General features: G+C 73.1%; 19 protein-coding genes and 2 pseudogenes. 8 read left to right on the forward strand and 13 right to left on the reverse strand.

The window, feature by feature from the left end; all coding sequences use genetic code 11:
• A partial coding sequence (locus C1I97_RS09185; RefSeq protein ID WP_111002732.1) for a carboxylesterase/lipase family protein occupies positions 1 to 1,423 on the forward strand: 1,423 nt, incomplete at its 5' end.
• A gap of 29 nt (positions 1,424 to 1,452) precedes the next feature.
• Here C1I97_RS09185 and mmuM read toward each other — a convergent pair.
• Positions 1,453 to 2,385, reverse strand: coding sequence for a homocysteine S-methyltransferase (mmuM, locus tag C1I97_RS09190; RefSeq protein ID WP_111002733.1), 933 nt, complete (start codon positions 2,383 to 2,385; stop codon positions 1,453 to 1,455).
• A complete protein-coding gene (locus tag C1I97_RS09195) occupies positions 2,382 to 2,960 on the reverse strand; it encodes a MarR family winged helix-turn-helix transcriptional regulator (protein WP_111002734.1) in 579 nt (192 codons plus the stop codon). The genes mmuM and C1I97_RS09195 overlap by 4 nt, the downstream gene beginning before the upstream one ends.
• A gap of 160 nt (positions 2,961 to 3,120) precedes the next feature.
• Here C1I97_RS09195 and C1I97_RS42445 point away from each other — a divergent pair.
• A pseudogene (locus C1I97_RS42445) lies at positions 3,121 to 3,369 on the forward strand (SDR family NAD(P)-dependent oxidoreductase); the annotation flags it as partial.
• A gap of 241 nt (positions 3,370 to 3,610) precedes the next feature.
• Here the strand turns inward: C1I97_RS42445 and C1I97_RS09205 are convergent.
• The 3 genes from C1I97_RS09205 to C1I97_RS09215 form a co-directional block, all read right to left on the reverse strand.
• Positions 3,611 to 4,696, reverse strand: a complete 1,086-nt coding sequence (locus C1I97_RS09205; RefSeq protein ID WP_111002735.1) for a lytic polysaccharide monooxygenase auxiliary activity family 9 protein — start codon at positions 4,694 to 4,696, stop codon at positions 3,611 to 3,613.
• 79 nt (positions 4,697 to 4,775) lie between these two features.
• The gene (locus C1I97_RS09210; RefSeq protein ID WP_111002736.1) at positions 4,776 to 5,915 is read right to left on the reverse strand and encodes a GH12 family glycosyl hydrolase domain-containing protein; all 1,140 of its coding nucleotides are present in this window, start codon (positions 5,913 to 5,915) and stop codon (positions 4,776 to 4,778) included.
• A 176-nt stretch (positions 5,916 to 6,091) separates the two neighbouring features.
• Positions 6,092 to 7,336 (reverse strand): FAD-binding protein, encoded by a 1,245-nt coding sequence (locus C1I97_RS09215; protein ID WP_111002748.1) that lies wholly within the window; start codon positions 7,334 to 7,336, stop codon positions 6,092 to 6,094.
• Positions 7,337 to 7,524: 188 nt separating this feature from the next.
• Between C1I97_RS09215 and C1I97_RS09220 the strand changes: the two genes are divergently transcribed.
• The 4 genes from C1I97_RS09220 to C1I97_RS09235 all read left to right on the forward strand — a co-directional run bounded on the left by C1I97_RS09220 (position 7,525) and on the right by C1I97_RS09235 (position 14,118).
• Complete coding sequence (locus C1I97_RS09220) at positions 7,525 to 8,865, forward strand: radical SAM protein (protein ID WP_111002737.1); 1,341 nt, start codon at positions 7,525 to 7,527, stop codon at positions 8,863 to 8,865.
• Positions 8,866 to 9,077: 212 nt separating this feature from the next.
• Positions 9,078 to 10,619 (forward strand): cellulose-binding domain-containing protein, encoded by a 1,542-nt coding sequence (locus C1I97_RS09225; RefSeq protein WP_111002738.1) that lies wholly within the window; start codon positions 9,078 to 9,080, stop codon positions 10,617 to 10,619.
• Positions 10,620 to 10,928: 309 nt separating this feature from the next.
• Positions 10,929 to 13,313 carry a phosphoketolase family protein gene (locus tag C1I97_RS09230; RefSeq protein WP_111002739.1) on the forward strand — a complete coding sequence of 795 codons (2,385 nt, stop codon included), beginning with the start codon at positions 10,929 to 10,931 and terminating at the stop codon, positions 13,311 to 13,313.
• Positions 13,314 to 13,425: 112 nt separating this feature from the next.
• Positions 13,426 to 14,118, forward strand: a complete 693-nt coding sequence (locus C1I97_RS09235; RefSeq protein WP_111002740.1) for a response regulator — start codon at positions 13,426 to 13,428, stop codon at positions 14,116 to 14,118.
• 164 nt (positions 14,119 to 14,282) lie between these two features.
• On the opposite strand, the gene C1I97_RS09240 is transcribed toward C1I97_RS09235, so the two are convergent.
• The 7 genes and pseudogenes from C1I97_RS09240 to C1I97_RS09270 all read right to left on the reverse strand — a co-directional run bounded on the left by C1I97_RS09240 (position 14,283) and on the right by C1I97_RS09270 (position 19,304).
• Positions 14,283 to 14,984 (reverse strand): CBS domain-containing protein, encoded by a 702-nt coding sequence (locus tag C1I97_RS09240; protein WP_258382493.1) that lies wholly within the window; start codon positions 14,982 to 14,984, stop codon positions 14,283 to 14,285.
• A gap of 11 nt (positions 14,985 to 14,995) precedes the next feature.
• On the reverse strand, positions 14,996 to 15,451 hold the full coding sequence (locus tag C1I97_RS09245) for a Crp/Fnr family transcriptional regulator (protein ID WP_111002741.1): 456 nt from the start codon (positions 15,449 to 15,451) through the stop codon (positions 14,996 to 14,998).
• A 504-nt stretch (positions 15,452 to 15,955) separates the two neighbouring features.
• Positions 15,956 to 16,378 carry a pyridoxamine 5'-phosphate oxidase family protein gene (locus tag C1I97_RS09250; RefSeq protein ID WP_111002742.1) on the reverse strand — a complete coding sequence of 141 codons (423 nt, stop codon included), beginning with the start codon at positions 16,376 to 16,378 and terminating at the stop codon, positions 15,956 to 15,958.
• 121 nt (positions 16,379 to 16,499) lie between these two features.
• A pseudogene (locus C1I97_RS41280) lies at positions 16,500 to 16,817 on the reverse strand (helix-turn-helix domain-containing protein); the annotation flags it as partial.
• Positions 16,818 to 17,386: 569 nt separating this feature from the next.
• Complete coding sequence (locus tag C1I97_RS09260; RefSeq protein ID WP_111002743.1) at positions 17,387 to 18,088, reverse strand: TIGR02679 domain-containing protein; 702 nt, start codon at positions 18,086 to 18,088, stop codon at positions 17,387 to 17,389.
• Between the two features lie 74 nt (positions 18,089 to 18,162).
• Entirely contained in the window at positions 18,163 to 18,315 is a 153-nt protein-coding gene (locus tag C1I97_RS39790; RefSeq protein ID WP_181446651.1) for a hypothetical protein, read from the reverse strand.
• A 371-nt stretch (positions 18,316 to 18,686) separates the two neighbouring features.
• A complete protein-coding gene (locus tag C1I97_RS09270) occupies positions 18,687 to 19,304 on the reverse strand; it encodes a CGNR zinc finger domain-containing protein (RefSeq protein ID WP_111002744.1) in 618 nt (205 codons plus the stop codon).
• A 165-nt stretch (positions 19,305 to 19,469) separates the two neighbouring features.
• Here C1I97_RS09270 and C1I97_RS09275 point away from each other — a divergent pair, with 165 nt between their 5' ends.
• Complete coding sequence (locus C1I97_RS09275) at positions 19,470 to 20,213, forward strand: metallophosphoesterase (RefSeq protein ID WP_111002745.1); 744 nt, start codon at positions 19,470 to 19,472, stop codon at positions 20,211 to 20,213.
• Between the two features lie 636 nt (positions 20,214 to 20,849).
• Positions 20,850 to 21,950 (forward strand): ribosome small subunit-dependent GTPase A, encoded by a 1,101-nt coding sequence (rsgA, locus tag C1I97_RS09280; RefSeq protein ID WP_111002746.1) that lies wholly within the window; start codon positions 20,850 to 20,852, stop codon positions 21,948 to 21,950.
• Positions 21,951 to 22,043: 93 nt separating this feature from the next.
• Here the strand turns inward: rsgA and C1I97_RS09285 are convergent, their stop codons facing one another.
• Complete coding sequence (locus tag C1I97_RS09285; protein WP_111002747.1) at positions 22,044 to 23,033, reverse strand: helix-turn-helix transcriptional regulator; 990 nt, start codon at positions 23,031 to 23,033, stop codon at positions 22,044 to 22,046.
• Positions 23,034 to 23,579: the final 546 nt, after the last annotated feature.

The raw sequence follows: 23,579 nt of genomic DNA on the forward strand, positions 1-23,579 counted from the left end.
GCCCTGGGACGGTGTGCGCGACGCGGGCTCCTTCGGCCCGACCGCGCCGAAGCCGCCGTACTCGGAGGCCTTCGCGCAGTACCTGTCCGACCCGGTCGTCCCCGGCGACGACTGCCTCAACCTCAACGTGTGGACGCCCACGCCGGACCCGGGCGCCCGGCTCCCCGTCCTGGTGTGGCTGCACGGCGGCGCGCTGACCCGCGGCTCCTCGGCCGTGCCCGTGTACGACGGGCACACCTTCGCCCGCGACGGCGTCGTCCTCGTCTCCGTCAACTACCGCCTCGGCGTGGAGGGCTACGGACTGTTCCCGGACGCCCCCGCCAACCCCGGCCTGCGCGACCAGCTCGCCGCCCTGCGCTGGGTCCACGACTCGATCCGGGCCTTCGGCGGCGACCCCGGCCGGATCACCCTGGCCGGCCAGTCGGCCGGGGCCATCAGCATCGGCGCCCTGATCGCCGCCCCGCAGGCCCAGGGCCTGTTCCGGCGGGCCGTCCTGCAGAGCGGGCCGCCGGAGGCCACCGACCGCGACAGGGTACGGCGGATGGTGCGGCGCATGGCGACCCGGCTGAAGGTGCCCGCCACCGCCGAGGCGTTCGCCGCCGTCGACCGGGACCTGCTGCTGCGCACCCAGGCCGAGGTCGGCCGGCTCAGCAGCACGGTCCTCGGCGGCCCCGCCTTCGGCATCGTCGTCGACGGCGACCTCGTGCCGCGCGATCCGCTGGACGCTCTCGTGGACGGCGACGCGGCGCGCGGCGCCGACCTCCTCATGGGCTGGACCCGCGACGAGTACCGGCTGTGGCTGGTCCCCGGCGCCCTGCTGGAGCGCGTCGACCGGCTCGGCCCGGTCGCGCTGGCCGGGGCGATGGCCCGCTGCCACTGCGGGCACGAGGTGGTCCGCGGCTACCGCGCCCGGCTTCCCGGGGCCGGCCCCGCCGAGATCGTCGGCCAGCTGGTCACCGACCACCTGCTGCGCCGCCCGCTGCACCGCCTGGCCGACGCCCGTCCGGGCTCGTCGTACGTCTACGAGTTCGCCTGGCCCTCGCGACTGCCCGGCCTCGGCGCCTGCCACGCCCTCGAGCTGGGCTTCGTCTTCGACTCCGGCGACCTCCCGGACTCCCGCAAGCTCGCCGGCGAGGGCGCCCCGCGGGAACTGGCCGACGCCATGCACGCCGCCTGGGTCCGCTTCGCCACCGACGGCGACCCGGGCTGGCAGCCCTGGGACGCCACCCGTCCGGTACGCGTCTTCGACGAGGGCCCCCCGCACACCGCCCACGGCCCACGCGACGCCGAACTCGCCCTGTGGACGACCGGCACCACCCCCGACCACGCGCCGCCCCCGTCGGACGGCACCCGCGCCCGCTCGGCGGAACTCCGCGCGGTGGTACGGCGACTGCGCCGCCCGGGCGGAGTGAGCGGACGCTGACGCACGAGGGGGCGATGGCCGTGGGACGGCTACCGCGCCGACAGGACCCGGGCGACCTGCGCGATCGCCTCCGGCCCCACCCGGCAGCAACCGCCGATCAGCCGGGCACCGGCGGCGCGCCACGTCCGGACCTGTCCGGGGCCGAAAGTGGAGCGGCCGGCCCACGTCCGGTTCCCGGCGTCCCAGGACTCACCGCTGTTGGGATAGACCACGACCGGCTTGCCCGTGACCCGGGCGGCCGCCTTCACCGCGGCGGCCGCGTCGCCGGGCGCGCAGCAGTTCACGCCGACCGCGATCACCTCGTCCGCGTCGGCGGCCAGGGCGAACGCCTCCTCCAGCGGCTGCCCGGCACGGGTGCGGTCGCCGGCGACGGTGTACGACAGCCAGGCCGGCACCCCCAGTCCGCGCACCGCCCGCAGCAGCGCCCGCGCCTCGTCCGTGTCCGGCACCGTCTCCAGCGCCAGCACGTCGGGCCGGGCGCCGGCCAGCACCTCCAGCCGGGGCCGGTGGAACCGCCCCAGTTCGTCGACGGTGAGCCCGTAGCGTCCCCGGTACTCGGAGCCGTCCGCGAGCATCGCCCCGTACGGCCCCACCGACGCGGCCACCCACAGCGGCCGGGCAACGCCCCCGGCGTGCGCCCGCCGCGCCGCCTCACGGGCCAGGTCCACGCTCAGCGCGATGAGTTCGGCCGCCCGGTCGCGCCCGATGCCACGCTTCCCGAACCCCTCGAACGTGGCCTGGTAACTTGCGGTGATCGCCACGCTCGCCCCCGCCTCGAAGTAGCCCAGGTGCGCCCGGGTGACCGCCTCGGGCCGCTCGGCCAGCAGCCGCGCCGACCACAGCTCGTCACTCAGGTCGTACCCGGCCGACTCGAGCTGGTTGGACATTCCTCCGTCGAGCACGAGCGGGCCCGCGGCCAGGGCGGCGGCGAGGTCGCCGGTCACGGCGCGGCGCGGGTTCATCGGCCGGCACCGCTCGGGCCGGTCCGCGGCCGGAGGGCCTCCGCCTCGCGCGTCTCGCCCGGCTTCCCTGCCTCGCCCGCCTCGCCCGGCTTCCCTGCCTCGCCCGCCTCGCCCGAGCGGGACCAGGCGAGTCCCTCGAGCCGTTCGATGCCCTGGTTGAACTCGATCAGCAGGGTGAGGAACTGCTCGGTCCTGCGATCCGTCCAGCCGGACGCCTCGATGAGGCGCCGGGCCCCCGCACGGCTGATCTCACGGTCGGCCTCCAGCCGCTCCAGGCCCAGCGCCGTGGGGCGGAACCTGCGGGCCATGCCCCCGTCGGGGTCCGGGATGCGTTCGACGAGACCGCTGCGGAGCATGGCGCTGACCTGACGGTTGATCGTCGAGATGTCGACCTGGAAGGTGTGCGCCAGCTCCTTGAGCGTGGGCGGCTCGCCGCTCTCCAGACGGGTGAGCAGGACGTAGGCCGAGCGGTCCAGGCTCTGGCCGATCCGGGGACCCCGCGAGGCGACGAAGTGCCGGGACAGCAGGGTCAGCTCCCGCTCCAGATCACTCAGCCGGCGCTCTTGCTCGCTCATGTCGCTGGTCCTCTTCCGCCTCGACTCCCCCTCATCATGGCGCATGCCCGCCGCGTGCCCGGAGACTGATCGGCGACCATTTGTGCATGATGCACATAATATGTATCGAGCACATCATGTGCATAGTGCACATGGCGCTGCGTCGACGGAAGGACATCCCATGGAACGCCTCAAGGACAAGGTCGCGGTCATCACCGGCGCGGGCAGCGGCATCGGACGGTCCGCCGCCGAACTGATGAGCCGGCAGGGCGCCCGGGTCGTGGTCGCCGACTACGACACCGAGGGCGCCGAGGAGACCGCCCGGACCGTCGAGGCGGCCGGCGGCCGGGCGCTGCCCGTCACCGTGGACGTCACCGACGAGGGCTCGATCGCGGACATGGTCGCCGCGGCCGTCGCCGAGTTCGGCGCCCGCGGCTTCCCGGTCATCGGCACCACCAGCCTCGGTGTCGCCGCCTCCGCCGGACTGCCCGACGGCGCCGCCGCGACCCGGGACGACACCCTCCGGCTCGCACGAGTGCCGGCCCTCGCCCGGTTGCTGGGGGGAGGGCGAAGCCGTCCGGGCGGCGGTGAGGGTCGCCGTGCGTCCGGGACGGGTCCGGGCGCGCCGGCGGGGTGCCGGCGCGCCCGGTGGGTGACGGACGCCGTGGGCGTCAGGAGGCGTCGCAGGTGATCGAACCGACCGGATAGTCGTTGCCCGTGGACGTGGCGGTGAACCCGAAGGTGACACTGCCGTCAGGAGGAACGGTCCGGTTGTAGTCGGCGTTCCTGACCGTGACCGCGCCGTCGGTGCCCGTGGTCAGGGTGCCGTTCCAGGCGTTGCTGATCTTGGTCCCGGTGCCGGGCTTCCACGTCACCGCCCAGCCGTTCAGCGGTGCCGTGCCGTGGTTCATCACTTCCACGGAAGCCTGGAACCCGCCGCCCCAGGAGCTCTGCACGGTGTACACGGCCATGCAGGAGCCGGTGTGCGGATCCGTCGGAGTCGGAGTGGGTGTCGGGGTCGGCGTCGGGGTCGGCGAGCCGGAGCCCCGGATGCCGGTCACCTCGCCGTGGCCGCCGTCGAAGACGATGTCGGAGCAGGAGAAGAAGTTCTCCTGGCTGTCGGACCGGACCCACTGGATGAAGACCAGCGCGTTGTCCGAGCGGCCGGAGGGCAGCTTCAGGTCCCAGTAGTAGTGGCCGCCGTCGGTGCCCGGTGAGCCCTTCTGGGGCGGGTTGGTGACCGTCTGGATCAGGTCCAGGTCGGCCCAGCGCAGCTGGGACGTGGGCGACCAGCCGGGCTTGGTCAGGTAGACGCGGAAGTCACCCGGGTGTGCGGCCCAGTTGCTGTACTGGACCTGCATCGTGGCCCCCGAGGTCAGGTGGGTCCGGGGCCAGTCGGCGCGGGCGGCGTTGTAGGCGGAGAAGTCGTACGGCGAGCGGTTGCCCGCGCTGCACAGGGTGCCGTCCGGCACGTAACCCGACCCCCGGCCGCCGGCGTTGGAGTCGAGCACGGCGAACCAGTTGTACAGGGGCGTGGCACCGCTCTTGGACATGGCGTCCCGGCAGGCGGGGTTCGTCGGGTCGAGGCTGCCGGTGGCGGTGCGGGCGTCCAGGTAGCACAGGTAGGTGCGCGAACCGGGCATCATCGCCACGCCGTGCGCCTCGGCGCGGCCCTGACCGAGGAGGGTCAGGCCCAGTGCCGCGAGGAGGGTGGCGAAGGCCGCCGCCACCGAGAGGAGTCTGCTGCGTCGAGCCACGTTCGGTCCTTCCTTCCTGCTGTGGGGGGACTGCTTCCGTTTCCTTTCGTGCGTGGGTGCGTTCGGGGCCGGGTGCGTCTCAGGCGGTGGTGCAGGCGGTGCCGTTGAGGGTGAAGGCGCTCGGTGCGGCGAACGCGCCGCTGTAGCTGCCCTGGAAGCCGAACGTCTGGCTGCCGCCCGGCGCTATCCGCGTGTTGTGCGCCAGAGCGCTCGCGGTGACGGCGCCCGAGGACGGGGTCACGGTGGCGTTCCACGCGCTGGTGACACGCTGCCCGGAGGGCAGGGTGAAGGCGAGCCGCCAGCCGTCCACCGGCGCCGAACCGGTGTTGCGGACCGTGACGTCGGTGGTGAATCCGCCCGACCAGACGTTGGTGGCGTACGTCACCGCGCAGGCGGTCTGGCCACCGGGGGTGCCGCCCCCGTTGTCGCCGCCGCTGCCGCCCGTGCGGATCTCCGAGGAGAACGACGTCACGGCGAGCCCCGTGCCGTTCTGCCAGGGCTCGAAGCCCGCCTGGATACTCGTCAGGTACCAGTTGTTCGCGGCCATTTGGCGGGAGACCGCCTGCTTGACGAAGTCCATCACGTCGAAGCTCCAGCTGCCGATCGCCGACGGGGCGACGAAGGACAGCACGTCGTTGGAGCCGTTGTTGCCGGTCCACACCTGCCAGGAACGGCCGGCGACCGTGGCCGTGCCGGTCTGCGAGCCCACCGGCTGGACGGGCCCGACCTTGTTGAACCAGATCATGATTTCGGTCCGGTTCACGCCGTCCTTGCGCGGCGTCGGGTCCAGCCAGATGTCGTAGGCGGCGTCGTAGACCGCGTCGCTGACGTAGCTGTACGAGATGCTGGTGGGGGCACTGGAGATGGTGTCGAGCCGGGCCGGAAGCGCCGTGCCCGGGGAGCAGTTGGTGTAGTGGCAGCCGTTGTAGACGGACGGGTACGACTTCGGGGCGCCGTTGGTGGGCACCGAGCCGTCGGCCCGGTTGATCCGGAAGCCGGAGTCCGTGACGGTGATGCACTGGGCGGCACTGGTGCCCCAGCGGTTGTTCTGGACGACGTAGCGGCCCTGGATCGTGGTCGATCCGAAGGTTTCGCAGATCTGTGTGTCGGCCCGCGCCGCCGGGGCGGACGCCAGGGCGGCGGCGATCAGGGCGAGAGTCGCGAGCAGCGCGCCCAGCAGGCCGCGCGCGGGGTTGATCCGGTGTGGCAACAGTCGCATGGGGGCCTCTTCGGAAGAGCGACGTCGGGGGAGAGAGGAGCGCCCGCCCGCATATGCGTGGGAGCGCTCCCACCGGTTGAGGCGGACTATAGGAAGTAACGCATGTCCCTGACAAGGCTGTGGGCGGGAACTGTGACAAGGAACCGCGGAAGCCCAGGTCAGCGGGCTCGCCGCCGTCAGCCGACGAGAAGGTCCGCGAGGAAGGCGTTGGTGAACTTCCCGGTCGGGTCCAGGTCCCTGGCCAGGGAGCGGAAGTCGTCCAGCCTCGGGTAGCGCGCGCGCAGGGCGGCCGTCGGGACGGTGAAGACCTTGCCCCAGTGCGGGCGGGGGCCGAAGGGCTCCAGGGTTTCCTCCAGGCGGCGGACCACCGGGAGTACGGCCGCCGTCTCCTCGACCCAGGTGAAGTGCACCGCGACGGTGTCCCGGCCGTAGGACGGGCTCAGCCACTGCTCGTCGGCGGCGACGGTGCGCACCTCGCAGGTCTGGAGGGCCGGGGCGATCGTCCGCCGGATGCCGTCGAGGGCGTGGAGCACGTCGGTGGCGCACTCCCGCGGCAGCAGGTACTCCGACTGCAGCTCCGCGCCGCTGCTCGGGGTGAACTCCGCGCGGAAGTGCGGCAGGCGCTCGTGCCAGGGGCCGGGCACGCCGAACTGCCGCGTGCAGTTCTCCGCCGGCATGCCCGGCACCGGGTGCAGCGCGACCTTGGCGGGCACCGCCCACGGGAAGGCGGGCAGCGGCTGGTCGGTGCGGCGCTTGAGCCACACCTGGCGGAAGCCGGGGTCGCGCCAGTCGGTGAACAGGCTGACGCTGTACGCGGCGGCGGCCACCGTCTCGAAGTCCAGCTCGTCCAGGGGGAGTTCGGTGAACAGGTGCTGTTCCACCCCGTAGGCCGGCTCCAGGTCCAGGGTGAGCGCGGTGACCACGCCCAGCGCGCCCAGGGAGGTGACGGCCCCGCCGAACCGCGCGTCGCCCCGGCCGATGACGGCCGTCGAGCCGTCCGCGGTGACGATCTCCACCTCCCGTACGGCGGCGGCGAGCGGACCGTTGCGCACGCCGGAGCCGTGGGTGCCCGTCGCCACCGACCCGGCCACCGAGATGTGCGGCAGGGAGGCCATGTTGGGCAGGGCCAGGCCGTGCGCGTGCACCCGGCGGGCCAGCTCCGCGTACCGGACCCCGCCGCCCACCCGGACCGTGCGGGCCGCCGTGTCGACGTCCACCTCGGCCGGCAGCGCCTCCAGGGAGAGCAGTGTGCCGTCGGTGCCCGGGTCGGCGATCTCGTTGAAGGAGTGCCCGCTGCCCAGGGCGCGCACCCGCGCGCTCCGGGCGACCAGCGCCCGCACCGCGTCGAGCGAGCCCGGCCGGTGCAGCTCACCGGCGGTGTAGGTGATGTTGCCCGCCCAGTTGGTCACGGTCCCGGCCATCCCGGTCATCCCGGCCTCCGCCCCCTCGTACCACGGCCTCGTACCACGGCCCACGTGCTCACCGGGGAACCTACCCGACGGCGCCGTGCCGCGCTCACGGCGTCCGTCCGGGGGGACCCGGCACGACCCGCGCGCGGGCGTGGGCATACCGTGAGGAGCCGTACACACGAGTCTGGAGGAGAGACGGGATGGGCAACCGCACCGCGCTGGTCGAGGATCTGATGGAGCGCTTCCCGCACGTGCCGCGGGAGGCCGTCTTCAAGGAGGACCTGCTCCGGGGCGGTGTGGCCTTCGATCCCTCCGCGCTCAGTGACAACGAGGCCGGCGAGGTCAAGCCGAAGTCGTACTTCATCTTCTCCTTCGACCACGGCACCCTGCCCGAGCTGGGCGAGGCCGCGCTCAGGCGGCCGCCGGAGGAGATCATCCTCACCGGTGGACCGTACGACCTGCGGCGCACCGTCGTGTCGGTGCGCGTGAACCCGTCCTCGCCCTACCGCGTGGCCGCCGACGACGAGGGGCTGCTCGGCCTCTACCTCGACGGCAGGCGCATCGCCGACGTCGGCGTGCCGCCCATGCCCGAGTACTACCGGCACACGCTCTCCAACGGGAAGTCCGTGATGGAGGTGGCCCCGACCATCCAGTGGGGCTACCTGATCTATCTGACCGTCTTCCGGGTCTGCCAGTATTTCGGTGCCAAGGAGGAGTGCCAGTACTGCGACATCAACCACAACTGGCGCCAGCACAAGGCGGCCGGCCGGCCCTACACCGGCGTCAAGGACGTCGAGGAGGTCCTGGAGGCGCTCGAGATCATCGACCGGTACGACACCCAGAAGGCCTCCACCGCCTACACGCTCACCGGCGGCGCCATCACCAAGACCGTCGCAGGCCGGGACGAGGCCGACTTCTACGGCCACTACGCCAAGGCCATCGAGGAGCGCTTCCCGGGCCGCTGGATCGGCAAGGTCGTCGCGCAGGCGCTGCCCAAGGCGGACGTGCAGCGGTTCAAGGACTACGGCGTGCAGATCTACCACCCCAACTACGAGGTGTGGGACCGCCGGCTGTTCGAGCTGTACTGCCCGGGCAAGGAGCGTTACGTCGGCCGCGACGAGTGGCACCGCCGCATCCTCGACTCGGCGGACGTCTTCGGGGCCCGCAACGTGATCCCCAACTTCGTGGCCGGCGTGGAGATGGCCGAGCCGTTCGGTTTCACCACCGTCGACGAGGCCATCGCGTCCACCACCGAGGGCCTGCGCTTCTTCATGTCGCACGGCATCACGCCCCGCTTCACCACCTGGTGCCCGGAGCCCACCACCCCGCTGGGCAAGGCCAACCCGCAGGGCGCGCCGCTGGAGTACCACATCCGGCTGCTGGAGGCCTACCGCGCCACCATGGACGAGTTCGGCCTCGCCTCGCCCCCCGGCTACGGCCCGCCCGGACCCGGCCGCGCGGTCTTCTCGGTCAGCTCCTTCATGGACAGCCTTCCCGCCGAGGAGGGCGCGCAGGAGACGGGCGAGGCGAGCACGGTGTGACCTCCCGGATACCGTGAGTCGGAAAGGAGCTCCGCCGCGTACTACGGAGCGGAGTCGAGGACTTCGGTATCCGTGACGAGAAGTGAATACGAGGCTTGTCAGTTGCGCCGGGGACGTGAAAAGCTCGTGCCCTGCCGCGAGGTTCCCCCCCCAACTCCGTTCTGAATATGGTGAGTTGCCTCGCCCGTGGATGCAGTGGATGCAGGAGACCCATGCCCGACCTGCCGAGCCCCAAGGACGCGACCGAGGCCGCGCTGCTCGCCGAGTGCTGGGACGCGGTGCTCTCCTACGCCGACCTGTGCACGGCCGGCTCCTCCGCGGCCCGGGAACTGGCCACGGAGGCGTTCGCGCTGGGCCTGCGCGAGGTCCGGGCCGCCGAGGCCGGTGCGTCCCGGGGCCGTCGTACGCCCCGGCTGCCGGCGATACCGCTGGCGCTGACCGTGGTGCGCACCACCGCCGCGTCCTGGGAGGCCGACGGCCTCGGCCACCGGCTGGACCCGGACCTGCGCCTGTGGCTCAACTCCGGCAAGGCCGCCCGCTACACGGGCCCGCCGCTGCACCGCCCGATCGCCCTGCGCGGCCTGCGGGACCTGCAGGAGCCGGACGCCGCGCTGCTGTGGCTGGCCGAGGTGGAGGCGCTGCCGTCGACCGTCGTGGCCCGCAGGCTCGGGCTCGACCCGGCGGTGGTGTCCGAGGAACTCGACCAGGTCCGGGGCCTGTTCCGGGACCGCTGCCACCGCAACCACCTCGACACCCCGCTGGACGCGGAGTGCCGCACGTACGCCCGGCTGCTGGACGCGGTCACCCGTTCCTCGCCCGCCGCCGAGACCCCCGAGGACCTCACCCGGCACCTCGCCACCTGCGTGGACTGCGCGGAGGCCGCCGGCTGCCTGCGGCTGAACGGCGGCGGACTGCCGGCCGCCCTGGCCGGCGGCGTGATCGGCTGGGGCGGCCTGGCCTATCTGGAGCGCCGCCGCCGGGCCGCCGACGTGCGCCTCGGCACGCGCCGCCCCGAGCCGGCGGACGCCGGCGGCGGGGATCCGGCCGAGGGCGCCGCCCGGGCGCGGGTCGTGCGCGGCGGTCTGCTCGCCGCGGCGGTCGTGCTGTCCGGGCTGGCGCTGGTGGTGTCGATGATGCCGTTCGGCGGCTCCACGGACGCCGCCGCGCGCGGCGGCGCCGACAGCCGGCCGGTCGCCGACTTTGAACCGTCCCTGCCGGCCGCCGACCCCTCGACGTCCGCCTCCGGCTCCGTTTCGGCCTCCGGCTCCACCTCCGCGTCCGCCTCGCGCACGCCGTCCGCGAGCGGCACGGCGACCCGGGCCGGCCGCGGGAACCCCGACCCCGAACCCCAGGGCACCTCCACCGCCACCGCCGACGGGGGCGACTCACCCGGCACGCCCGGCACGCCCGGCACGCCCGGCACGGACCCGAGCGCCCCGGCCGTCTGCCGGGTCCGCTACGACCTGACGAACCAGTGGACCGACGGCTTCCAGGCCGCCGTCACCGTCACCACCGCCCGCTCCCTCGACACCTGGCGGGTCGCCTGGTCCTTCCGCGACGGCCAGCGCGTCGCCCACATGTGGGACGCGAGCGTCACCCAGAACGGCTCCCGCGTCACCGCCACCGCCGCCGACTACAACAAGTCCGTCGCCGCGGACGGCACCCTGTCCTTCGGCTTCATCGGAACCTGGCAGGACAGGAACACCACACCGCACGCCTTCACACTGAACGGCCACAGCTGCACGACCGCCTGACAGCACAGCGGGGCAGAAAGGCGCTGCCCCTGCCAGGAGGCGCGACGCGTGCACGGCGCACCCGCATGACCCTGACGAGTGCGACGCAGGGTCCGCGCCGGGGCCCGGAGGCGGGCCTGACGTCACAACGGACCGGGCATGTCGGTGTGCGCGCCTTGCCGACGGGGGCCCGCCGGGTGTGACCCGAACGGCCCTGTCGGGTACCCGGGCGGCCGGGGAGGGTAGGGGATGTGCCACCGGCACGCGGGACCCCGACCGCTGTCCCGACCCGGTCCGTCCCGTCCCGGCCCGACCCGGAAAGGAATCCCGATGTCCGTCGAGACGCAGCAGGTACCCGCCGGGCTCACGGACGAGGAGCTCGCGAGGCTGGACGCCCACTGGCGCGCCGCGAACTACCTCTCCGTCGGCCAGATCTACCTGATGGCCAACCCGCTGCTGGCCGAACCGCTGCGCCCGGAGCACGTCAAGCCGCGCCTGCTCGGTCACTGGGGCACCTCGCCCGGCCTCAACCTGGTCCACACCCACCTCAACCGGGTCATCAAGGCCCGCGACCTGAACGCCCTGTGCGTCTGGGGACCCGGCCACGGCGGGCCCGCCGTGCTCGCCAACTCCTGGCTGGAGGGCTCGTACACCGAGACGTATCCGGACATCACCCGGGACGCGCACGGCATGGCGCGGCTGTTCAAGCAGTTCTCCTTCCCCGGCGGGGTGCCCAGCCACGTCGCCCCCGAGACGCCGGGCTCCATCCACGAGGGCGGGGAGCTCGGCTACGCGCTCTCCCACGCCTACGGCGCCGCGCTGGACACCCCGGACCTGGTCGTCGCCTGCGTGATCGGCGACGGCGAGGCGGAGACCGGCCCGCTGGCCGCGTCCTGGCACTCCAACAAGTTCCTCGACCCCGTCGACGACGGCGCCGTCCTGCCGATCCTGCACCTCAACGGCTACAAGATCGCCAACCCGACGGTGCTCGCCCGGCTGCCCGAGGCCGAGCTCGACGAGCTGCTCAGGGGATACGGCCACGATCCGATCCACGTCACCGGCGACGAACCGGCCGCCGTGCACCGCGCGATGGCCGAGGCCATGGACACCGCCCTCGACCGCATCGCCGCACTCCAGCGAGCCGCCCGCGAGGAGGGTGTCACCGAACGGCCCCGCTGGCCCATGATCGTACTGCGCACCCCCAAGGGCTGGACCGGCCCCGCCGAGGTCGACGGCCTGCCCGTGGAGGGCACCTGGCGCGCCCACCAGGTCCCGCTGGCCGCCGTCCGGGACAACCCCGAGCACCTGCGGCAGCTGGAGCAGTGGCTGCGCTCGTACCGCCCCGAGGAGCTGTTCGACGAGCACGGCGCCCCGCGCCCCGACGTACTGGCCTGCGTCCCCCGGGGCACGCGCAGGCTCGGCGCCACCCCGCACGCCAACGGCGGACTCCTGGTACGCGAACTGCCGCTGCCGCCGCTGGAGAAGTACGCCGTCGAGGTCGACAAGCCCGGCGCGACCCTGCACGAACCGACCCGCGTCCTCGGCGAGATGCTCCAGGACGTCATGGCCGCCACCGCCGACCGGCGCGACTTCCGTCTGGTGGGCCCCGACGAGACCGCCTCCAACCGCCTGCAGGCCGTCTACGCGGCCAGCGGCAAGGCCTGGCAGGCCGAGACCCTGCCGGTGGACGAACACCTCGACCCGCACGGCCGGGTGATGGAGATCCTGTCCGAACACACCTGCCAGGGCTGGCTGGAGGGCTACCTCCTCACCGGCCGGCACGGGCTGTTCTCCTGCTACGAGGCGTTCGTGCACATCGTCGACTCGATGGTCAACCAGCACATCAAATGGCTGCGCGTCACCCGGAAACTGCCCTGGCGCGCTCCCATCGCCTCCCTCAACTACCTGCTCACCTCGCACGTGTGGCGCCAGGACCACAACGGCTTCTCCCACCAGGACCCCGGCTTCGTCGACCACGTCCTCAACAAGAGCCCCGAGGCCGTCCGGGTCTACTTCCCGCCGGACACCAACACCCTGCTGTCCGTGGCCGACCACGCGCTGCGCAGCCGCGACTACGTCAACGTGATCGTCGCCGGCAAGCAGCCCTGCTTCGACTGGCTTCCCATGGAGCAGGCGAAGGTGCACTGCGCGCGCGGCGCCGGCATCTGGGAGTGGGCCGGCACCGAGGACGGCAGCCGCGAACCCGACGTGGTGCTGGCCTGCGCGGGCGACGTGCCCACCCAGGAGGTGCTGGCCGCCGCCCAGCTGCTGCGCCGGCACCTGCCCGAGCTGGCCGTGCGCGTGGTCAACGTCGTGGACATCGCCCGGCTGATGCCCAGCGAGGAGCACCCGCACGGGATGACCGACTTCGAGTACGACGGGCTGTTCACGCGGGACAAGCCGGTGCTGTTCGCCTACCACGGCTACCCGTGGCTGATCCACCGCCTGGCCTACCGCCGCGCCGGCCACCCCCACCTGCACGTGCGCGGCTACAAGGAGATCGGCACCACGACCACGCCGTTCGACATGGTGGTCAGCAACGACCTGGACCGCTACCGCCTGGTCATGGACGTCATCGACCGCGTCCCCGGCCTCGCGGTGCGCGCCGCCGCCGTACGCCAGCGCATGGAGGACGCCCGGCTGCGCCACCACGCCTGGATCCGGGAGCACGGGGTGGACATGCCCGAGGTCGCGGACTGGTCCTGGGACGGCTGAGGCCGGCTGCTCGCGGGGTCGGGGCCGACCGGCCCTGGCCCCGCGGCGGGCCGAGGGGAAGAATCGCAGGGGACACCCACGACAGTACGACGACGGCACAAGGAGCGATTCGATGGCGGACCGTGAGCAGGCCGGACCCGACACCCCGATCCGGGTCTTCCTCCTCGACGACCACGAGGTGGTACGGCGCGGGGTGCACGACCTGCTGAACGACGAACCGGACATCACGGTGATCGGGGAGGCCGCGAACGCCGAGCAGGCCCTGGTCCGCGTGCCCGCGCTGCGCCCGGACGTGGCGGTGCTCGACGTCCGGCTGCCGGACGGCGACGGCGTGACCGTCTGCCGTGAGCTGCGCTCCCGCCTGCCGGAGCTGGCCTGCCTGATGCTGACCTCGTTCGACGACGAGGAGGCGCTGCTGGACTCGATCATGGCGGGCGCCTCCGGCTACGTGCTGAAGCAGATCCAGGGCTCGGACCTGGTCTCGGCGGTGCGTACCGTGGCCCGCGGCCAGTCGCTGCTCGACCCCAGCGCCACCGCGAAGCTGATGGCCCGGCTGCGGGGCGGGCAGGAGCAGGAGGAGCCGGACGAGCTGCCCGGGCTGACCGACCGGGAGCGGGAGATCCTGGCCCTGATCGGCGAGGGGCTCACCAACCGGCAGATCGGGCAGCGGCTGTACCTGGCCGAGAAGACGGTCAAGAACCACATCTCCCGGCTGCTGGCCAAGCTCGGCGTGGAGCGGCGTGTGCAGGCCGCCGTGATCGCCACCCAGGCCCGGGACCGGCTGCGCGGCAACAACGGCCGCTGACGCCACGAGGGGAACGGCCCGGGCCCGGCTGCCGCGGACCGTGGGTCCGGGTCTCCCCGGAGAGGTACGCCGGTTTCAGGAGCGGGCCCGCTCCTCCCCGTGGGCGGGCGGGCAGCGCACGTCAGGGGTGCGGATCCGCCCCACCCGCCCGGGGGAACGCCGTATCACGCCGTCCGGTCGGTGGACGCGGCGCCGCCGGTGAGGTTGCACTCGACGTCGACCACGCCCTCCACGGCGCGCACCAGACGGGCGGCGACGGGGACGAGCGAGGTGTCCCGGACGCGGCCGGTGAGGGTGACCACGCCGTCGCGGACCTCGACGTGGACGGGGCCGGACGGAGCGCGGAAGAGGTAGGAGACGATCTCCCGGCCGACCTCCTCGGCGATGTCGTCGTCCGGGCGCAGGAAGACCTTCAGCAGGTCGCCCCGGCTGACCATGCCCTCGAGCAGGCCCTTGTCGTCGACGACCGGCAGCCGCTTGACCCGGTGCAGGGCCATGAGGCGGGCGGCCTCGGCGAGAGTGGCGTCGGCGCGGACGGTGACGGCCGGGGCGGTCATCACGTCCTCGGCGGTGATCCCGCCCGCCTTGGCCAGGTCGGGCAGGCGGCGCAGCTGGGTGAACCGGTCCGGGTCGCTGTCGCGGAACTCCTCCTTGGGCAGCAGGTCGGCCTCCGAGACGACACCGACCACCCGGCCCTCGCCCTCCAGCACGGGCAGGGCGCTGACCTTCCACTGCCCCATGAGCTCGACGATGGTCTTGAACGGGGCCTCGCGGCCCACCGACACGACGGTGTGCGTCATCACGTCGCTCACGATGTGCGGACTGACGTGCACGGTCTCCTCCTCGGTGCGCCGGGTCGCGGTCATGGCCCCTCCCGTCACTTGGCGCCGCTGCCGTAGGGGGCGTACAGGTCCAGGAGCCGGATGCGCGCCGACTGCAGACGGTGCGCGACCACCCTGCCGACCCACACGGCGACCGCGCGGCCGAACTCGGGGTTCTCGTCGCAGAGCTTCCGCACGGCCTCGGCGTCGAACTCGTACGCGCGCACCGGGCTCGCGGCCTCGGCGCCCAGCTGCCAGACGTACGGCGTGAAGTGCCAGGACCAGCCGACCAGTTCGCCGTGGCCCAGTGACTCGATGACGGCGGCTTGCCGACCGGGGACGTGCAGGTCGAGGGCGACCGTCCCGGTCTTGATGATCCAGAACCGGTCGGCGTGCCGGCCCTCCTCGAACAGGCGGGTGCCGACGTCGAAGGACACCTCGTGGGCGAGGGACATCAGGCGTGCGCGGTGCTCCGCCGGCAGGGCCGCGGCCAGCGTGGTGGTGGAGGTCATCGTCTCCGGCTCCTTTCGTACCCGTCGCCGCAACCGGCCGACGGGTGCGTCGCTCGGCCCCCTCCGGGATGCCGTGGGGGCTGCTGACTCCAGCCTGTGCCCCGGCGGTGCCCACCGTCACGGGCCACCCGGACCCGACGGGTGGGCCGTTCGGCCCAACCCACCGGCGCACCCGCCACGGCGGGGCCGGCCGCCCCGGCGCCGCGGACCGTGCCACCGACCCCCGGGGTCGTGCCGCCCCGGGGGTCGGTGGCCGACTGCCCCGGTATCGGCGGGGGCGTGCTGTCCCGGCTGTCGTGGGTCGGCTGCTCCGGTGTTGCGGGTTGGGCTGCCTCGGCCTCCGGGGTCGGCTGTTCCGGTGTCGGCGGGGGCGGGCTGTCCCGGCTGTCGTGGGTCGGCTGCTCCGGTGTTGCTGTGGGTTGGGCTGCCCGTGCCGCGGGTTGTGCCGCCCCGGTCCCCGGGGCCGTGGCGCGCAGGCGCTGCGGTGTCGTGTCGCCGGGCGGCTCAGCCCGTGGCGTGCAGGTCCGTGAGTTCGCGTCCCGTGACCATCGCGGCCTCGATGCGGATGAAGACGTCGTCCTGGATGGGCATCCACGAGTCGGGTCCCGTGCGCAGCAGCCGCTCGTGCTCGGCGAGGTCGGTCACCACGTGGGCCCGGCCGGTGACGACCACGCTCCAGCCGGACCGGGTCTCCGTGGCGAACTCGTCGGCCTCGAAGGCGACCACCACACCGTCGACGGCGCGCACCAGGTCCGACCGGGCCGAGGTCCGCACGAGCACGGAGGCGTCCGTGTCCAGGGCGAAGTTCACGGGCAGCACCGCCGGAAGGGCCTGTTGCGTGTACACGACCCGCCCGACCGGCACCTTGCCCAGCAGCCGCAGGCACTCCTGCCGATCCAGCGCTCGAAAGCCGTCGTTGTGCACCATCCGTCCATCCTCCCCGCGCGGCCCCGCCGGGGGTTAGGGCCGATCGGCCCTAACCCCCGGCGGGGAGGGTCCGGGGGCTCCTGGGCCCGGGTTGCCCGGCAGACGATGACCGTCTGTACGAGAGCCCTGCCGTCCGCAGCACCTCGTCCGCCCGGTCGATCGTCCGTGGCAACGGAATCCTCCGTCCCTGCTCGAACGACGCCACCGTGGACGCCGAGTAGCCGAGTAGGCGGCCGAACTCCTCGCGGTCCAGGCCCTCCCGCACCCGCAGTGTCTTCATGGACTGGCCGAACGCCGTGACCACGCCCTGCCCGGCCTCGCCCTCCGGGCGCCGCCGGACCCCGTCGTCGTTCTCCCAGCCGTCCCCGAGACTCACGACGACGCCATCACCCTCACGCGCAGCCGACCTCGCCGCCGCCTCATCCGTACGCTTCGTCATGCACCACCGCCTTTCCCGGCCCAACGCCCACGCGGGGACGCCGTCACGCCGCTTGCCTCGTACACGTGTCGACGCGGCGCGTACAACCGGTTCGCGTCGGTGCGTCACCCGTGCCCGCGCGGAAGCACTCACCGGTGTTCGCCCACCCGTCCCGCCGCGCTCCGAGGTGAGCGCCTGACGGCGTCTTGTGCACTTGTCCCAGGCGTTCTCCGACGCACCGGCCCTCGCGCGCATGCCTACGGCGCCCCGCACCCCGTACAGTCGCGCCGTGGCCGCTGGTGCAGTGGGCACCGTACGGTCTTGGGATGCCGTTGTCCGGTTCGCAGGCGGCCTTGGTCCGCCCGTACGTCGCTCACGCTCTCGCCGAGCGTGAGCGTGAGCAGGTACGACAGCGTCGGCGCCGTCTCACCATGGTCCTCGTGACGCACTCCGGCATCGACCTCGACCGGCACGTGGAGGGCACGCTCCGCGAGGCACGCCGGCTCCCGTCCAGAGACCGGCACGGGCCACCGCCCCCGGGAGCAACTCGCTTTTTTGGAGGCCGTTGACGTTCCTGGTGCAAGGCAGTGTCACCTATCGGCCGTCCAGGACGGCCTCCTCCTCGATACGCACGCCCAGTTCGGTGAGGGCCGGTGCAGGTCGGGGTCCCGCGGGGCGTCGGCCGGTGTGCCGGTCAGGGGCGGGGCCAGGGGAGTGGCGGCGGCAAAGGCGGGCAGGGACACGGCCGGGTCGGCCGGCAGTCGGCGCAGGGCCTCGGCGGCGTTCCCGAGCAGGGCTTTCGCCGCGTGCGGGGTGCGGGCGAGACGGCGTACCAGGCCGTCCTGGCGCAGCCGGTCGGCCCAGTCGGCCAGCTCGGGCCCGGTGGTGCGGATCAGTGCGTCGAGCGGGGCGTAGGCGTCCTGCCAGGCGTGCGCCTCCCGTTCGCGTACGTCGGTGAGCCGGGAGACCGGGCCGGTGAGGGCGGTGACGGCGGTGGCCAGGCCGTCGGGGCTGATCCCGGAGCGCCGCAGGACGGCGTCCACCGCGTCCAGCCGGACGCTCGGCGAGCGTCCGGTGCCCGGAGCGCGGCCCAACAGGCGCTCGGTGGCGGCACGCTGCGCGGCGGTGGGGACGGCCAGGGCGACCGGCCCGGTCAGGGGCTCGTCCCGTTTCATGCGGCGGCGTACGCGGTCGACCAGCCAGGCCAGTTCGGGATCGCCCAGGAGGCGGGTCGGACGGTCGCGGTCGACGGACACCGAAGGCAGCCGGGGTGTACTCGCGTCCTCGCTCATGCCGTCCTCAGGCCCTGGAGTCCAGCTGTGTTACTCCGTGGGGTCGGGGACGCGGCCGGCGGGTGGTCGGCCCTTCAGCGCGGTGTGTCGTGGTGGGCGATGTGCGGGGTGACGGCCATCGTCCGGACCAGGCGGCGGTGGGTGTCGTGGTCGTAGCCGCGGTCGGCGTACAGCCGTCGGGCCTGCGACGGGGCCTTCCCCGGCGGGACGCGATCTCCCGGGCTCATGACACCCACCCTGCTGAAAAGCGTGAGCAGCCGGCAAATGAATGCCACTCTCGCGCTCAAATGAGCGGCGTGTGAACACCGAAGGCCGAGACGTTCACACTTTTCAGAAGGGGTATGTGCCTCCTGGCCGGACGTCTCGCGGGGGCGTGTCCCACGCCATGGTGCAGGTGATCAAGCCCTTCGCGTTCCGCTCCGAGGTCCGTGGCGGTCTCCGGGGATGCGGCAGCCCGCGGAGTGCCCCGCTGAGGCGGGCCGGACACTCGATCCGGCGGAGCCGACCGCCCCCCACCTGCGGAATCCGGCGCCTCGATGCCCTGCGCCACATGGTGGGACGCAGTCGTCCGCGGCTCGGGCATCAGGGCAGGTGGCGGTCAGGACGGAGGAGGACTTCCGTCGGTGGCCATGCGCTGACGCCGGTAGTGGCGAGCTGCTCGGGCACGGTTTCCGCACGACGGCTTGCACCATTCCTGCCGCCCATGGCTCTTGACGAAGTAGCGCACGCAGCGGGGTGCGGCGCAGGCCCGCAACTGCTCGCGCTGCGGGCCGCTCAGGAAGTCGATGGCGGCGCGGGCCAGGGCTGTTACGAGTCGGACCTTCGGGTCCGACTCCGCCGACAGCAGGCGGGCCGCGGGGGCACCATCCGGCGGCCAGTCCAGATGCGGGACAACCGGCTCACGGGCGGCAACCGTGTTGAGGTGGGTCAATGCCTGCGCGGCCGACATCAGCCGACGGGCATCCGCCGCGCTGGGGGGAGCGGGGCTGACCGCCCGTGCGAACAGGGCCCGGACCGCACTTCGCAGCTCGATGATCTCGCTCCTGAGGCCTTCGTCCGCTGCGATTCCTCCCGCCGGGAGATGGTCGGCCAGCAGGCCGGCCTGCGCCCGGATCCAGCGGGTTGTTCCGTGTGCCGTGGCGAGGTCGTCGGTGACGCCGCCGTCTCCGTCGTGGCGGATCGTGCTCGCCAGCTCCAGTGCCAGTCGGTGCTCCATCAGCGTCTCCTTTCCCACCTGCCCGTCAACCACTTGGTCACCTTCCCGCGCACACCCTAAAGTCTCTAACGGAAAAACGAGAATTTCCGTTAGGTTCCGGGGTGGGGCGACGCACCACGCCTCGGTGTGAACCGGCGGCCAGAGCCGCCATGGGAGGGGACAGAGATGACGGTGCTGCTTGCCCAGATCAGTGACCTGCACCTGGACGGCAGCGAGAGGGCCACCCGGCGCGCCGGCCGCGTCATGGACTACCTGCGGGCCCTTCCCCGCCCGGTCGATGCCGTCCTGGTCACCGGAGACATCGCCGATCACGGAGCGGAAGCCGAATACGAGGAAGCCGCCCGCATCCTGACGGCCCCCTTCCCGGTACTCACCTGCCCCGGCAACCACGACGCGCGTCCGGCCTACCGCAAGGCCCTGCTCGGCGAGGCGCCCGACCAGGGCCCCATCAACCGGATCCACCACATCGCCGGGACCGCCATCCTGATGTGCGACTCCACCATCCCCGGCCGTGACGAGGGGCGCCTCGACGCCCAGACGCTCGACTGGATCGACACCCAGCTCACCGGGCTGCCACGGGACACCCCGGCACTGATCGCCTTCCACCAGCCGCCGGTCAAACTCCACCACCCGCTGCCCGACTCCGGAATGCTCGAACAGCCCGGACAACTGGCCGCCCTGCTGGACGCACACCCGCAGGTTGCCGCCGTCCTGACCGGACACGCCCACACCGCGGCCGCCTCGGTCTTCGCCGCCCGCCCCCTGATCGTCTGCCCGGCCGTCACCTGGACCCTGCGGATGCCCTGGGAAGGCGACCGCCCCGCAGACCGCGACCAGCCGCCCGGCCTCGCCTTCCACATCCTCGGCGACGACCGGCGTCTGACCATCCACTACCGCGTCGTGCTCTGATCCCACCCGTTCGACGAACCGGAGGCATCGCGGTCCGCCCCTGTGCCGCTCCCGGCTTCCTGACGGCGGCCCTTCCCCTGGTTGCCACTTCGGAACCGGCCTGTCGGCCCGGGTCCTGCACTCCAGTCAGGCTTTCATGGCCGTCGAGGTCATCGGCGTCGCCTATCCGGCTCGCGACTACGTCGCTTCCTCGTTCTCCGGACGGACAGGACAGGGAGCGGGCCGGCCAAGGGGATGGCGGTGCCGGGCCACCGAGGCGCGTTCGTCTTCCCTTCGGACCATATCGCCGGTCAGGAAGGCGAGTTCGGCACGCAGCGCGGTCATGCGGGTCCGCCGGGCCCTGATCCGGCAGTCATGGCCGGAGCTTCACGTTGAGTTGCTTCCCGGGAAAAGCGGTGGCGTCCGCAGGCGTGGCCCCCCTAGGGTGAGTCCTGCCTTTCGCGGTGGCCGTTCGGCCGCCGCTGCCGGTCGAGCGAGGAGAAAAGGAGGTGTGACCGATGGCTGTCTTTGTGATGGGCGCTGCCCGCATCCGGAAGTTCATCCACTCCACCTCCGTGGCCCTCGGCTGACCCATTCCCACCACTCGCGCACGTGCCTGTGCGCGCTGCCGGGGCCGCCCTTGTGAAGGGTTCCCCCTTGAATCTCGCTTCGCTTTCCGCTTCACCGCACCCTCTCGCCCCGTACGGCTGGGACGAGGGCTGGGAGTCGGCGTTCGCCCCCTGTGCCGGGCAGGGGCTCGTGCCCGGGCGTGTCCTGCGCGTCGACCGCGGGCTGTGCGATGTCGTCACGCCGGCCGGTACCGTGCGCGCCGACACGGAGTTCGTCGTCCCCCGCGACCCGATGAAGGTCGTGTGCACGGGGGACTGGGTGGCGGTCGATCCGGCCGGCGAGCCCCGGTACGTCCGCACGCTGCTGCCGCGCCGCACCGCCTTCGTGCGCTCCACCTCCTCCAAGCGGTCCGAGGGGCAGATCCTCGCCGCCAACGTCGACCACGCGATCGTCGCCGTCTCGCTGGCCGTCGAGCTGGACCTCGGCCGTGTCGAACGGTTCCTGGCGCTGGCCTGGGAGTCCGGGGCGCAGCCGCTGGTCGTGCTGACCAAGGCCGACCTCGTACCGGACGCGACGGGGCTGGCGTACCTCGTCCAGGACGTGGAGACGACGGCGCCCGGTGTGCCGGTGCTGCCGGTCAGCGCGGTCACCGGGGACGGCCTCGACGTCCTCGCCGCCGTCGTCTCCGGCGGGACGTCCGTGCTGCTCGGGACGTCCGGGGCCGGCAAGTCCACGCTGGCCAACACCCTGCTCGGCGAGGACGTGATGGACGTCCGGGCCGCGCGGGACGTCGACGGCAAGGGCCGGCACACCACCACCACCCGCAACCTGCTCGCGCTGCCCGGCGGCGGCGTGCTCATCGACACGCCCGGGCTGCGCGGGGTCGGACTGTGGGACGCCGAGAGCGGCGTCGGGCAGGTGTTCTCCGAGATCGAGGAGCTGGCCGGACGGTGCCGGTTCCACGACTGCGCGCACCACCGCGAGCCCGGGTGCGCGGTGCTGGCCGCCATCGACGCCGGCGAACTGCCCGGGCGGCGGCTGGAGAGCTACCGCAAGCTCATGCGCGAGAACCAGCGGATCGTCGCCAAGACCGACGCGCGGCTGCGCGCGGAGATCAGACGGGACTGGAAGCGCAAGGGAGCCGAGGGCCGGGCGGCGATGGAGGCCAAGAGGGGGCGGTGGAGCTGAGCCGTTCCCGGGTGTCATGTCCGGCTCCCGCGCGCGGCGGTCCCGCCGGGCCGCCGCGCGCGGGGACGGGGGAGGCCGCGTGCCGGGTGCGGGTCAGCCGTGTCGGTCCCGGGCCACCCAGCCCCGCTCGTAGGCGTGCCAGCCCAGCTGCAGCCGGGTGGTCACGCCGGTCAGTTCCATCAGCCGCTTCACCCGGCGCTGCACGGTCCTCAGGCCCAGGTCGAGCTGCTTGGCGACGCTCGCGTCGGTCAGGCCGGCCAGGAGCAGGGACAGCACCTCCAGGTCGGTGGCGTCGGGACCGTCCGGGGCCTCCTCGACGACACCGGCCGCCCCGAGGCGCAGCGGCAGGGCGTCCCGCCACACCGACTCGAACAGCCCGTACAGCAGCTCCAGCAGACCGCTGGCGTGCACGACGAGCGCGGTGGGCTCCGCGGTGTGCGAGGTGAGCGGCACCATGGCGAGCGTCCGGTCGGCGATCACGAGTTTGGTCGGCACGGTGTCGCGGACCCGCACCTGTTCGTCGCGGCCGAGCGCGGCGGTCAGCTCCGTGATGCCGCCCGGCAGGTCGAGCACCGCGCGTTCGAGCACCACCCGGTAGCGGACCCCGCGGCTGGCCGCCTGCTCCTCGGCGTGGTTCTCCATGGCGGAGACGGCGATCGGGCTGCCCGTGACCAGCGCGCACACCTCCTCGCCGGCGCCCAGCTGGAGCTGCAGGAAGCGCTGCGCGACCGCGGGGGCGCCGGTGACGACCTCGACCAGGTCGTGCACGGCGGGCTCGGCGGCGGCCACCCGGTACTCCTCGGCGAGCAGCACGGCCGCCAGTTCCGCCTTCTCCAGCTCGTGCCGCTGCTGGGTGAGCAGGGCACCCAGCGCCACCCCGGGTGGCGCGGCCACCCAGCGGCCGGGCCGGGCCGAGGACCGGGCCGCGAGTCCGTGCCGCTCCAGACGGCGCAGGGCGCGCTCGGTGTCCTGCTCGCCGAGCATCAGCCGCCGCGCGAGATCGGGCACCTCGGCGGCGCCCACGGACACCAGGGCCCGGTACGCCGACTCGTGTGTCTCGTCCAGACCTATCGCTGCCAGCATCAGCTGCCTTTCCTCCCCTTGCGGATCCCCGGGTACCCGTTCCGCGGTGTGTCCGTCGTGGCGGAAAACAGCCACGGCGCAAACCCGCCGCGGCTCATCATCGCCGTACCCCCCGTCACTCTGACAAGGTGGCGCTTGGGAAGCACCGATACCCGGCCGTGGACATGGCCTGCGTGAACGCGGGATCCGCGCCGACGGGCCGGGCGCCGGGCGGACCGGCCCGCGGTCATGCGAGGGCCGCGCCCGACGGCGGCGTTTCAGCCGCCCAGACCGTGACCCGGGTCCGGGTCACCCCGGTGTCGCCGGGCGGTTCTCCCGTGGGGGGTGGGACCGCCCGGCGACGGATTTTCCCGATGCCCGTTTCCATCCGGCTCCCGCGGTGGACAATTGAGGGCATGAGCCAGCAGGGGGGAAGGCCCACCGGTCACGAGGACGACTGGTGGGGGCAGTTGTACGACGACTCCACCGAGGACACCGGCCCCGCGGCCACGTCCGACTCGCTGGACGACCGCTTCACCTCGGCGGCCGAAGCCGTGACCCCACCCC

Origin of the sequence: Streptomyces sp. NTH33, from assembly GCF_003236365.1 — a bacterium.
Taxonomy (GTDB): domain Bacteria; phylum Actinomycetota; class Actinomycetes; order Streptomycetales; family Streptomycetaceae; genus Streptomyces.

Bases quoted from the DNA above. Each gene is read 5' to 3' on its own strand.
- C1I97_RS09225 (WP_111002738.1), top strand. From the start codon at position 9,078: ATGCCCGACCTGCCGAGCCCCAAGGACGCGACCGAGGCCGCGCTGCTC.
- C1I97_RS09215 (WP_111002748.1), bottom strand. From the start codon at position 7,336: ATGGCCGGGACCGTGACCAACTGGGCGGGCAACATCACCTACACCGCC.
- C1I97_RS09275 (WP_111002745.1), top strand. From the start codon at position 19,470: ATGACGGTGCTGCTTGCCCAGATCAGTGACCTGCACCTGGACGGCAGC.
- C1I97_RS09235 (WP_111002740.1), top strand. From the start codon at position 13,426: ATGGCGGACCGTGAGCAGGCCGGACCCGACACCCCGATCCGGGTCTTC.
- C1I97_RS09285 (WP_111002747.1), bottom strand. From the start codon at position 23,033: ATGCTGGCAGCGATAGGTCTGGACGAGACACACGAGTCGGCGTACCGG.
- mmuM (WP_111002733.1), bottom strand. From the start codon at position 2,385: ATGAACCCGCGCCGCGCCGTGACCGGCGACCTCGCCGCCGCCCTGGCC.
- C1I97_RS09240 (WP_258382493.1), bottom strand. From the start codon at position 14,984: ATGACCGCGACCCGGCGCACCGAGGAGGAGACCGTGCACGTCAGTCCG.
- C1I97_RS09230 (WP_111002739.1), top strand. From the start codon at position 10,929: ATGTCCGTCGAGACGCAGCAGGTACCCGCCGGGCTCACGGACGAGGAG.
- C1I97_RS09195 (WP_111002734.1), bottom strand. From the start codon at position 2,960: ATGAGCGAGCAAGAGCGCCGGCTGAGTGATCTGGAGCGGGAGCTGACC.
- C1I97_RS09260 (WP_111002743.1), bottom strand. From the start codon at position 18,088: ATGAGCGAGGACGCGAGTACACCCCGGCTGCCTTCGGTGTCCGTCGAC.
- C1I97_RS09220 (WP_111002737.1), top strand. From the start codon at position 7,525: ATGGGCAACCGCACCGCGCTGGTCGAGGATCTGATGGAGCGCTTCCCG.
- C1I97_RS09210 (WP_111002736.1), bottom strand. From the start codon at position 5,915: ATGCGACTGTTGCCACACCGGATCAACCCCGCGCGCGGCCTGCTGGGC.
- C1I97_RS09245 (WP_111002741.1), bottom strand. From the start codon at position 15,451: ATGACCTCCACCACCACGCTGGCCGCGGCCCTGCCGGCGGAGCACCGC.
- C1I97_RS09250 (WP_111002742.1), bottom strand. From the start codon at position 16,378: ATGGTGCACAACGACGGCTTTCGAGCGCTGGATCGGCAGGAGTGCCTG.
- C1I97_RS39790 (WP_181446651.1), bottom strand. From the start codon at position 18,315: ATGAGCCCGGGAGATCGCGTCCCGCCGGGGAAGGCCCCGTCGCAGGCC.
- C1I97_RS09270 (WP_111002744.1), bottom strand. From the start codon at position 19,304: ATGGAGCACCGACTGGCACTGGAGCTGGCGAGCACGATCCGCCACGAC.